This is a genomic window from Staphylococcus sp. HMSC34C02 (assembly GCF_001838705.1).
Classification (GTDB): domain Bacteria; phylum Bacillota; class Bacilli; order Staphylococcales; family Staphylococcaceae; genus Staphylococcus; species Staphylococcus borealis.
Window position 1 is genome coordinate 507807 of record NZ_KV838592.1, and the last position, 12103, is coordinate 519909.

Below are 12103 nucleotides of genomic sequence, written 5' to 3' on the forward strand. Positions count from 1 at the left end.
AAAATAGCAAGACTGCAAGCCATTCGCTATACAGTCTTCAACATGTTCATTCGTTCACGCTAATTTAGAAATCTAGGTTTGCATATACTGCATTGTCTTCGATAAATTGTCTGCGATTTTCAACGACATCACCCATTAACATTTCAAACGTTTGGTCCGCTTCAATCGCATCATCTAATTTAACTTGTAACATCATACGGTTTTCAGGATTCATTGTCGTTTCCCATAATTGATCCGCATTCATTTCTCCTAAACCTTTATAACGTGAAATTTGCCATTTAGGCGTAGGACTTAATTCTGATTTTAATTTATCAAGTTCACGATCGTTAAATACATAATATTTTTGTTTACCTTGTGCCAATTTGTACAATGGTGGTTGTGCGATATATACATATCCCGCTTCAATTAATGGTCTCATGAAACGATAGAAGAACGTTAGTAGTAGCGTTCTAATATGTGCACCATCGACATCAGCATCTGTCATAATTACAATTTTATGATAACGTGCTTTAGTGATATCGAACTCGCCGCCAATACCAGTACCAAAGGCTGTAATCATTTGACGTATTTCATTGTTATTTAGAATACGGTCTAGACGTGCTTTTTCAACGTTTAAGATTTTACCTCTTAATGGCAAGATTGCTTGTGTTTTAGAGTCACGACCTTCTTTTGTAGACCCCCCGGCAGAGTCACCCTCTACTAGGAAGATTTCACTTTCTTCAGGTTTCTTACTTGAACAATCGGCAAGTTTACCTGGTAAGCTTGAAATTTCTAAAGCTGATTTACGGCGTGTTACTTCACGCGCTTTTTTAGCTGCAACACGTGCACGTGATGCCATGATTCCTTTTTCCACAACAATACGCGCAACATTTGGATGTTCGTATAAGAAACGTTCAAAATGTTCAGCAAACAATCTATCAACAATTTGACGTACTTCAGAGTTACCTAATTTCGTCTTTGTTTGTCCTTCGAATTGAGGATCACCATGTTTAATTGATACGACAGCTGTTAAACCTTCACGTGTATCTTCACCAGACAATCTTTCTTTGTCATCTTTAATGATTTTACTTTGTGTGCCGTAACTATTTAATATACGTGTTAATGCACGTTTAAAGCCATCTTCATGCGTACCACCTTCATACGTATGAATATTGTTCGCATAAGATAATAAGTTCGTTGCATAACCACTGTTATACTGCATAGCGATTTCAATTTCTACATCATCTTTAGTTTGGTGAATATAAATCGGCTCTTCATGAATTGGCTCTTTATTTTCATTTAGTAATTCAACGTAAGATTTAATACCGCCTTCATAATGATATGTATCTTCACGTTGTTCTTCATCTTCACGTTCATCTCTTAAAGTGATTGAAATACCTTTGTTTAAGAATGCCAGCTCTCTAATACGTTTTTGAAGTGTTTCATAGTCATAAACGGTTGTTTCAGTGAATATTTCGCCATCTGCTTTAAAGCGAATCACTGTACCTGTTTTATCAGTGCTACCTACTTCTTTAAGATCAAATTGTGGTACACCTTTTTTATATGCTTGATGATAGATTGTATCGTTACGATGAACGTATACCTCTAAATCTTCAGACAATGCGTTAACAACTGAAGAGCCTACACCATGTAGACCGCCAGATACTTTATAACCGCCACCGCCGAATTTACCACCAGCATGTAGTACAGTTAAGATAACTTCAACTGCTGGACGACCCATTTTTTCTTGAATATCAACAGGAATACCTCGACCATTGTCAGTTACTTTAATCCAATTGTCTTTTTCAATAATTACTTCAATTTGATCTGCATAACCAGCAAGTGCCTCGTCGATACTGTTATCCACGATTTCCCATACTAAGTGGTGCAAACCTCTCTCTGAAGTTGAACCTATATACATACCAGGTCTTTTACGAACGGCTTCTAACCCTTCTAATACCTGTATCTGTCCAGCACCATAGTTATCTGTGTTGTTTACATCTGACAATGTATTCACCATCACTTTCTATTACTTTATAATTTCACCTTGATTGATTCGATAAAGCTTAGCATTGTTCATAATCTCATGGTCTATGCCGTCTACGGATGTTGTCGTTACAAAGGTTTGTACTTTATGTTGAATCGTGCTTAGTAAATGTGTTTGTCGAGAATCATCTAATTCGCTTAACACATCATCTAGTAGTAAGATTGGATATTCTCCAACTTCAATGTTCATTAACTCTATTTCTGCTAGTTTAATGGATAATGCGGTCGTACGTTGTTGTCCTTGAGACCCATATGTTTGCGCATCCATATCATTTACATTAAAGCCTAAATCATCTCTATGCGGGCCAAATAAACAAACGCCACGTTCCATTTCACGCTTAATGTTGTCATTTAACAGTGTAATCACTTCGTCTAATAACGCTTGCGCATCTTTATCCATATCACTGAGTTTTATACTTGGTAAATAAGTCAACGATAACGTTTCTCTGTCATTAGTGATACCAGCATGAATCGGTTTAGCCAATGATTCTAATTCTTTGATGAAATGTGCTCGTCTCAACGTTACATTCAATGCATATTGCGCAAATTGTTGGTTTAAGACTTCTAACATCGTAGTGTCTTGTTTATGACCAAGTTGCAACTGCTTTAAGTAGTTATTCTTCTGTTTAAGAATACGTTGATATTGAGCCAAGTCATTTAGATAAACTGCAGAGATTTGACCTAATTCCATATCAATGAACCGTCTTCGTATCTGTGGTGCACCTTTGACAATATTTAAGTCTTCTGGCGCAAAAAGAACCACGTTAAGATGTCCAACATACTGCGTTAGTCGACTTTGTTCTAAGTGGTTCACTTTTACTTGTTTACCTTTTTTAGTTATAAACATCGTTAATGGCATCGTTCCATGTCTATAATTTAGTACACCCTCTATTTTAGCATACTCTGAGTTAAACCGTATAAGCTCCTTGTCATTCGATGTGCGATGACTTTTAGCTAAAGCTAATGTGTAAATTGATTCAAGTAAATTCGTCTTCCCTTGTGCATTTTCTCCGATCAGAATATTCACATCAGGATGACATTCAAGCGTAACTTCTTCATAGTTACGATAATTCTCTAATTGGAGTGTTTTAAGTTTCATTGTTCACCTTGATGAATAATGATTACAGAATCAATTTCAGGGATATCAGGGAAATCAATTCGATCTTGGTTGGCTAGCTTTTTACCACGACGTGTTTCGCGTTCACCATTAATTAAAACTTCATAATCTTGTAAGAACCATTTAGCTTGGCCACCTGATTCTATAATGCCTTCAGTTTTAAGAAACTGGCCTAACGTAATATCGCCTTCAACCACTACTTCTTGAACCAAAATAATCACTCCGTTTCTTTATGTGTCATTAATATATTATACCTTTTTTAGGTTTAAATTTCATTTAAAATGGAATGTGAAACCGTTTACTTCACAATATCTTTATACATATTTAGATTTTGAAGGAAAATTGCCTATATTTTTCAAATTGAAGCGGCTTTTTTTGAATAACCAAAGGCGTTAAAAATGATTTCATTACTCATATAGCCCTATTTTTAATTTTAAGGGCCATTTTTGCGTAAAAAGAAGTTGTTTAGAGTTATCCACTAGTTTTTAAGATTAACATCTATATTGAAGGCTGAATGTGCTTATTATGTATTTTAAAAAGGAGTTAGACAACATTCTTTAAGAATGCATTGTCTAACTCCTAATTTTTTGATGTTGAGGGTATGGCCCTCTAAAACTAATATGTTCTAATTGGTAAAATTAATTGCGTAACAGAGTCATCTGCTTTTGGTTTAAGAATGAATGGTTTCATCGTACCAAAGAATTCTACTTCAACTTCATCATTATCAATTGCTTTCAGCGCATCCATCATATAACGAGAGTTGAATGAAATCTTCAAGTTGCCACCTTCCACATCAGTTGCTGTCACTTCTTCTTTTACAGTACCGATTTCAGGTGATGTTGATGATAATTCTACAACGTCATTACCTGTGCTCAACTTAATAACATTGTTACCACCTTCTCGTGCTAATAAAGAAGCACGATCAATTGCGTGATAGAATTCACCGTTGTCTAAACCTAATTTAATTTCATAATTCTCTGGGAATAGACGTGTCGTATCTGGATAATGACCTTCTAATAAACGAGAAATAAAGTTTACATTACCAACTTTAAATAATACTTGGTTTGAAGCGAAGAAAATATCGATTTCTTCATCACTATCACTCATAATTTTATTCAATTCTGATAAAGCTTTACCTGGAATGATGACATTTTTGTTTTCTGACTCATCTTCCAACTTCAATTTTCTTACAGCTAAGCGGTGTGAATCAGTCGCAGTGCATATTAATTCATTATCTTGTATAAGCCAGTTCACACCAGTAAGTACTGGGCGTGTTTCTGAGGTGGACACTGCGAAATTTGTTTGTGCAATGATATTTTTTAAGACTTTTACTGATAATTGAATGGCGTCATCACGTGATACTTGAGGTAATAATGGATATTGATCAGGATCTAAACCACTTAAGTTAAATTCTGAATGTCCAGATGTAATCAGTGTTTGGAATTGTTCGTTTGTTGATAATTTTACGTCTTTACCTGGTAATTTTTTAATAATATCTACGAAGAAACGACCAGGAAGCACGACTGAACCTGTTTCAGAAATAGTGACAATATCCTCACCATCAACTTGTTTAGGGATTGTAATTTCAATAGATATCTCAGAATCTGAACCAGTAAGAATGACCTCGTTGTCTTTAGCATCGATTTTGATACCTGTTAAAATCGGTAATGTTGTTCTTGGTGAGATGGCTTTTAATGTGTCATTTAATTGATTAATAAAATAATCTCTTCTAATTGTGAATTCCATCATTAATTTAAACTCCTTCCAGTCGTTTATATATAATTATATAGGTTTTAAATTCATAGTAATAGTAGTAGGGCTTGTGGATTAGTGGATATGTTAAGAAAATCCTTATGTGCCAAAGTTATACACATGTGGATAAACTGTTGATGCTGTGTATTACTTTTTAACATTATCCACAATTGCTAACAAAATCATCTTGCTCACTTGTCAGACTTATTGGCGCTTCATTCAAGGTAACAGACCATTTACATTATTTCCCACGCTTAAACGTCGTAATCTGTTGTATAACAGTTTCGAATGTTTACATTATTGATTGCGAATTTCTTTTTCTAAATCTTCTACTTCTTGTTTAAAAATTGGATCTGCTTTGATATCCTTTGCGATTTTCTCGTGTGCATGAATAACCGTTGTATGATCGCGACCACCGAATTCTTCACCAATCTTAGGTAATGAGAAATCAGTAAGTTCCCTTGATAGATACATAGCGATTTGACGAGGATACGCAATTGATTTGGTACGTTTTTTCGCACTAAAATCTTCAATACGAACGTTATAATAATGCCCAACGACTTTCTGAATATCTTGAATTGTAATTTTTTTAGATTTAGGAACTTGAATAATATCTTTAAGTGCTTCTGCTGCTAATTCAGTTGTAATCGGTCTGCCTTGAAGCTTCGAATAGGCAAGTAAACGCGTGAGTGCACCTTCTAATTCACGAATGTTTGATTGAATTTGATTAGCAATATAATTTAATGCTTCAGCTGGAATTTCTAAATTTTCTTCTTCGATTTTTTTCTGAAGAATTGCCATACGTGTTTCATAATCAGGAGGCGTAATATCAACGATTAAGCCCCATTCAAATCGAGAACGTAAACGGTCCTCTAATTTAGCGATTTCTTTAGGTGGGCGGTCACTTGAAATGACAATTTGCTTCTTATTTTGATGTAATTCATTAAATGTGTGGAAGAACTCCTCTTGCGTTTGTTCTTTATTTTGAATGAATTGAATATCGTCAATCAGTAACACGTCAATGTTTCTATATTTCTCTCTAAAAGCTTCAGGTTCATTGTTACGAATTGATTTAATGAAGTCATTTGTGAATTTTTCACTTGAAGTGTATAGCACTTTAGCATTTGGTTGATTACTGAGAACATGATGACCAATCGCATGCATAAGGTGCGTTTTACCAAGACCAACACCACCATAAATAAATAGAGGATTGTATGCTTGGGCTGGTGCTTCAGCAACTGCAAGACTTGCTGCATGTGGAAATCTGTTACCAGGTCCAATAACGAACGTATCAAATGTATTGTGTGTATTAAATTGATCTGTACCTTCATGAACATCCTCAATGATGTGACGCTGAGGTTCGCTGCTTGGTGATTTGGCTTTACGACTCTCTTCATCAAGTTCTGCTAATTGTTCAGCAGTGAAAAATTTGGGTTCAACTTCAAAACCAATAACATCTTTCATAATTGTTTGAATAACTTCTTTATAGTTAGAATTTAACCATTCTGCATAAAATTCATGTATTACGAAAATAATCGCAACGTTATCACGAATTTCTTTAAGCTCCGTATCTTTCAAAAAAGTATTAAATGTCGATTTAGATATTTCTGATTCAGCAACGTCTAATACTTTTTTCCAAATTTCTTGTTCTGACATATAATAAACTCCATCTTCTTTAAATTTAAGACTTATACACAGACATTTAGACAAGTGGATAAAAATAATCACAGCATGTTAATAATTATCCACAAGTTAATAACATTCGGTGGATAACTTTATATATGCTATGATTTATTCACACTAAAAACGTATATAAAATCAATAAATAAATCCTGTTAAAATAATGAATTAGACGACTTATCCACACAATTATACTTTTTAACCAAGAGAGATGTCAAATAGGTGTGAATATGTTGTTAAATTAGGTATAAATCTGTTAATAATGGTTATATTATCCACAATTATTGAATGGTCATCTGTGTATAAGTGGATAATTTTTGAAATAAAAGCACCATGTATTATAACAGACTTGGGAAATAATTTATAAAGATGTATTTAAAATGAATAACGAAAGTACTATAGACTCGGCGCAAAATGTATAAATATTAAAAAATGATTTTGTGACAAAGTTTACTAAAAAATTAGTATCTTACTGCAAATGCTGCTTGCTTTATAAATAGTAATTTGTTATATTGTAGTAGTTGCTTGAATTATGACTAGATAAAATTGAATTAAAACAAGAATTCTGATATCAGAAAGTATAATTTATCTATTAAAATAATCAGGATCACTACAAGAGCGAGTGAGCTGGATAAATATGTAGATGGAGGTGTTTTGCATGGTAAAACGTACTTATCAACCAAATAAACGTAAACATAGTAAAGTTCATGGTTTCAGAAAACGTATGAGCACTAAAAATGGCCGTAAAGTTTTAGCACGTCGTCGTCGTAAAGGCCGTAAAGTTTTATCAGCATAAGATCACTGACTTCTCAGTGGTCTTTTTTTTCGTTTCAATAGGTATAAATTGGGACACGCTATATCAGAACGAACATAAAATAGAATGGCAAAGAATAATATAAGCGAGTGATGTGAACGTGGAGAAAGCTTACCGTATAAAAAAGAATACTGATTTCCAAACCATTTATAAAAGAGGCAAATCGGTAGCAAATAGACAGTTTGTTGTTTATACCTATAATAGTAATAAAGATCATTTCCGATTAGGAATTAGCGTATCTAAAAAGTTAGGTAATGCAGTGACTCGAAACAGAATTAAACGTGCGATTAGAGAAAATTTCAAAGTTCATAAAGAAGATATCATCGCACGTGACATTATCGTTATCGCTAGGCAACCAGCTAAAGACATGTCTACACTTGAAATTCAAGGTAGCTTAGAACATGTACTTAAAATTGCGAAAGTGTTTAATAAAAGGATTAAATAAGCAGGGTAGGGGAGATGTTAAGACTACCGTCAGTCTGACGTCAGACAAACAGGAGCCTTACCTTTACAACAATCAATCAACTTGTTAGCAATTTTAATAGAAACAAATTACAATGTTATAATGAAATTTTACTTGAATAAGGAGGCGAGGATAATCATGGATTTCGATACAATTACTAGTATTTCAACGCCAATGGGTGAAGGTGCAATTGGTATTGTCCGTTTATCTGGACCGCAAGCCGTTGAAATTGGAGATAAACTATATAAAGGAAAGAAAAAATTAGAAGATGTAGATTCCCATACGATTAACTATGGTCATATCGTCGATCCAGAAACAAATGAAATTGTTGAAGAAGTTATGATATCTGTGTTGAGAGCACCAAGAACATTTACCCGTGAGGATATTATTGAAATTAATTGTCACGGTGGTATTTTAACCATTAATCGTATATTAGAACTAACAATGACGTATGGTGCTAGAATGGCAGAGCCGGGTGAATATACTAAGCGTGCATTCTTAAACGGACGAATTGATTTATCTCAAGCTGAAGCTGTTATGGACTTTATTCGTTCTAAAACAGATCGTGCTTCTAAAGTTGCTATGAATCAAATTGAAGGGCGTCTCAGCGACTTAATTAAACGACAACGACAATCCATTTTAGAAATTCTCGCGCAAGTAGAAGTGAACATTGATTATCCTGAATATGACGATGTTGAAGATGCTACAACAGAGTTCTTATTAGAACAATCTAAAAAAATTAAAAACGAAATTAACCTTCTATTAGAAACTGGGACACAAGGTAAGATTATGAGAGAAGGTCTTTCAACAGTAATTGTTGGTAAACCAAATGTAGGGAAATCATCAATGTTAAATAATCTTATTCAAGATAATAAAGCGATTGTAACTGAAGTTGCAGGTACGACGCGTGACGTCTTAGAAGAATACGTTAATGTCAGAGGTGTACCTTTAAGATTGGTAGACACTGCGGGCATTCGTGACACTGAAGATATCGTTGAAAAGATTGGTGTTGAACGTTCACGAAAAGCCTTAAGCGAAGCAGATTTAATCTTATTTGTCTTAAATAATAACGAACCTTTAACACAAGAGGATCGTACTTTATATGAAGTTATCAAAAATGAAGATGCTATTGTCATTGTAAATAAAACAGATTTAGAACAACATTTAGATATAGATGAAGTTAAAGAAATGATTGGTGATACGCCACTTATTCAAACCTCTATGCTTAAACAAGAAGGCATCGATCAACTAGAATTACAAATACGTGATTTATTCTTTGGTGGCGATGTTCAAAACCAAGATATGACATATGTATCTAATTCAAGACATATTTCTCTATTGAAACAAGCTAGAAATGCAATTCAAGATGCGATTGAGGCAGCGGAATCTGGTATTCCTATGGACATGGTTCAAATTGATTTAACGCGTACATGGGAACTATTAGGTGAGATTATTGGTGAATCCGCAAGTGATGAATTAATTGACCAATTATTTAGTCAGTTCTGTTTAGGAAAATAATGAAATTGCAGATCATAGCCATTCGAGAACGAAATAATAAACATTAAACAAATTAAGACGGTAGGAAGTCTTAGTAATAAAATATAGAAAAAGGAAATTTAAAGGAGGTCAATCAGGTGGTTCAAGAATATGATGTAATTGTCATTGGTGCTGGGCATGCAGGAATTGAAGCAGGTTTAGCATCTGCAAGACGTGGTGCCAAAACGCTAATGTTAACAATTAATTTAGACAACATTGCCTTTATGCCATGTAATCCATCAGTAGGTGGTCCAGCTAAAGGTATTGTCGTTCGTGAAATTGACGCATTAGGTGGCCAAATGGCAAAAGCAATTGATAAAACGCATATCCAAATGCGTATGTTAAATACTGGTAAAGGCCCAGCTGTACGTGCATTACGTGCGCAAGCCGATAAAGTATTGTACCAACAAGAAATGAAACGTGTAATTGAAGATGAAGATAATTTAGATATCATGCAAGGTATGGTAGACGAATTAATCATTGAAGATGATGAAGTTAAAGGTGTGCGTACAAATATCGGCACTGAATATCGTGCACAAGCGGTTGTAATTGCTACAGGTACGTTTTTACGTGGTGAAATTATTTTAGGTAATATGAAATATTCAAGTGGTCCAAACCACCAACTTCCATCTATTACGTTAGCTGATAATTTAAGAGAATTAGGCTTTGAAGTTGTACGTTTTAAAACGGGTACACCACCACGTGTGAATGCAAAAACAATCGACTACTCTCAAACTGAAATTCAACCAGGTGATGAGGTAGGTCGTGCATTTAGCTTTGAAACTACAGAATATATACTTGATCAATTACCATGTTGGTTGACGTATACAAATGATCGTACACATAAAGTCATCGATGATAACTTACACTTATCAGCCATGTATTCAGGTATGATTAAAGGGACAGGTCCACGTTATTGTCCATCAATTGAAGATAAATTTGTCCGTTTCAACGATAAACCTAGACATCAACTTTTCTTAGAGCCTGAAGGTCGTCATACGAATGAAGTATACGTTCAAGGACTTTCAACAAGCTTGCCAGAACATGTGCAACGTCAAATGTTAGAAACAATTCCTGGTCTTGAAAAGGCCGACATGATGCGTGCCGGTTATGCGATTGAATATGATGCCATTGTACCAACGCAATTATGGCCAACATTAGAAACTAAAATGATTAAAAACTTATATACAGCCGGTCAAATTAATGGTACATCAGGATATGAAGAAGCGGCTGGACAAGGTATTATGGCGGGAATCAACGCAGCGGGTAAAGTGTTAGGGACAGGAGAAAAAATCTTAAGCCGTTCAGATGCATACATCGGTGTGTTAATTGACGATTTAGTTACGAAAGGTACAAATGAACCGTATCGTTTATTAACTTCTCGTGCTGAATATAGATTGCTATTACGTCATGATAATGCCGATCTACGTTTAACAGATATGGGTTATGAATTAGGTATGATTTCTGAAGAACGCTATGCACGCTTTAATGAAAAGCGCCAACAAATTCAAGATGAAGTTGAACGTCTAACTAATATTCGCATTAAACCAAATGAACATACGCAATCTGTTATTGAAGCACATGGTGGTTCACGTCTTAAAGATGGTATATTGGCGATTGATTTATTACGACGTCCAGAGATGACTTATGATACGATTTTAGAAATCTTAGAAGAAACGCATCAATTACCTGAAGCGGTTGAAGAGCAAGTTGAAATTCAAACGAAATATGAAGGTTATATCAATAAATCATTACAACAAGTTGAGAAAGTTAAACGTATGGAAGCGAAAAAAATTCCTGAAGACTTAGATTATAGTAAAGTTGATAGTTTAGCGACTGAAGCACGTGAAAAATTAGCTGAAGTTAAACCATTGAATATTGCACAGGCATCACGAATCTCTGGTGTTAACCCAGCAGACATTTCAATCTTACTTGTTTATTTAGAACAAGGTAAATTGCAAAGGGTGAAAAATTAATGAGTGGCGTAGAATGGCTAGCTAAAGAATTAAGTGAACATGGAATTGAGTTGTCAGATAAACAAAAAGAACAATTTCAGACATATTATCGTCTACTTGTTGAGTGGAATGAGAAAATGAATCTCACTAGTATTACAGATGAACATGAAGTTTATTTGAAACATTTCTATGATTCTATTACACCAAGCTTTTATTATGATTTTAATCAGCCCTTAGCCATTTGTGATGTTGGCGCGGGTGCTGGTTTCCCAAGTATTCCGTTGAAAATTGTATACCCTGAGTTGAAAGTGACGATTGTAGATTCACTAAATAAGCGTATCCAATTTTTAAATCATTTAGCTGCCGAACTCGGCTTAACACAAGTTAGCTTTGTGCATGATCGAGCTGAAACATTCGGCAAAGGCGTTAATAGAGAAACATATGATGTTGTAACCGCACGTGCAGTAGCCAGACTTACAGTGCTAAGTGAATTATGCTTGCCTTTAGTTAAAAAGGGTGGCCATTTCATCGCATTGAAGTCTTCTAAAGGAGAAGAAGAATTAGAAGAAGCGCAATTTGGGATTAGTATATTAGGTGGCGTCTTTAGTGATTCTTACACTTTCGATTTACCTGAAGATGCTGGAGAACGACAAATGATTATAATTGATAAACGTCGTCAAACATCTAAAAAATATCCTAGAAAACCTGGTACGCCTAATAAATCTCCTTTACTAGAAAATTAATAGCACTTACATGTTAAA

General features: G+C 34.6%; 10 protein-coding genes. 5 read left to right on the forward strand and 5 right to left on the reverse strand.

All coding sequences use genetic code 11. The features are described from left to right. Positions 1 to 64: 64 nt before the first annotated feature. The 5 genes from gyrB to dnaA form a co-directional block, all read right to left on the reverse strand. Entirely contained in the window at positions 65 to 1999 is a 1935-nt protein-coding gene (gene gyrB, locus HMPREF3239_RS11095; RefSeq protein ID WP_053030328.1) for a DNA topoisomerase (ATP-hydrolyzing) subunit B, read from the reverse strand. A gap of 9 nt (positions 2000 to 2008) precedes the next feature. Then, complete coding sequence (gene recF / locus HMPREF3239_RS11100; RefSeq protein WP_053030327.1) at positions 2009 to 3124, reverse strand: DNA replication/repair protein RecF; 1116 nt, start codon at positions 3122 to 3124, stop codon at positions 2009 to 2011. Beyond that, complete coding sequence (gene yaaA / locus HMPREF3239_RS11105) at positions 3121 to 3363, reverse strand: S4 domain-containing protein YaaA (RefSeq protein ID WP_174841934.1); 243 nt, start codon at positions 3361 to 3363, stop codon at positions 3121 to 3123. The genes recF and yaaA overlap by 4 nt, the downstream gene beginning before the upstream one ends. 394 nt (positions 3364 to 3757) lie before the next feature. Then, the gene (dnaN, locus tag HMPREF3239_RS11110) at positions 3758 to 4891 is read right to left on the reverse strand and encodes a DNA polymerase III subunit beta (protein ID WP_053030325.1); all 1134 of its coding nucleotides are present in this window, start codon (positions 4889 to 4891) and stop codon (positions 3758 to 3760) included. 300 nt (positions 4892 to 5191) lie between these two features. Continuing rightward, complete coding sequence (dnaA, locus tag HMPREF3239_RS11115) at positions 5192 to 6550, reverse strand: chromosomal replication initiator protein DnaA (RefSeq protein ID WP_053030324.1); 1359 nt, start codon at positions 6548 to 6550, stop codon at positions 5192 to 5194. 682 nt (positions 6551 to 7232) lie between these two features. Here dnaA and rpmH point away from each other — a divergent pair. The 5 genes from rpmH (at position 7233) to rsmG (ending at position 12085) form a co-directional block, all read left to right on the forward strand. Continuing rightward, on the forward strand, positions 7233 to 7370 hold the full coding sequence (rpmH, locus tag HMPREF3239_RS11120; RefSeq protein WP_000240855.1) for a 50S ribosomal protein L34: 138 nt from the start codon (positions 7233 to 7235) through the stop codon (positions 7368 to 7370). Positions 7371 to 7482: 112 nt separating this feature from the next. After that, a complete protein-coding gene (gene rnpA / locus HMPREF3239_RS11125; RefSeq protein WP_174841452.1) occupies positions 7483 to 7833 on the forward strand; it encodes a ribonuclease P protein component in 351 nt (116 codons plus the stop codon). Between the two features lie 156 nt (positions 7834 to 7989). Then, on the forward strand, positions 7990 to 9369 hold the full coding sequence (gene mnmE / locus HMPREF3239_RS11130; RefSeq protein ID WP_070855655.1) for a tRNA uridine-5-carboxymethylaminomethyl(34) synthesis GTPase MnmE: 1380 nt from the start codon (positions 7990 to 7992) through the stop codon (positions 9367 to 9369). A gap of 116 nt (positions 9370 to 9485) precedes the next feature. Then, a complete protein-coding gene (gene mnmG / locus HMPREF3239_RS11135) occupies positions 9486 to 11363 on the forward strand; it encodes a tRNA uridine-5-carboxymethylaminomethyl(34) synthesis enzyme MnmG (protein WP_070855656.1) in 1878 nt (625 codons plus the stop codon). After that, positions 11363 to 12085, forward strand: a complete 723-nt coding sequence (gene rsmG, locus HMPREF3239_RS11140) for a 16S rRNA (guanine(527)-N(7))-methyltransferase RsmG (protein ID WP_053030320.1) — start codon at positions 11363 to 11365, stop codon at positions 12083 to 12085. Before mnmG ends, rsmG begins: the two co-directional genes overlap by 1 nt. Positions 12086 to 12103: the final 18 nt, after the last annotated feature.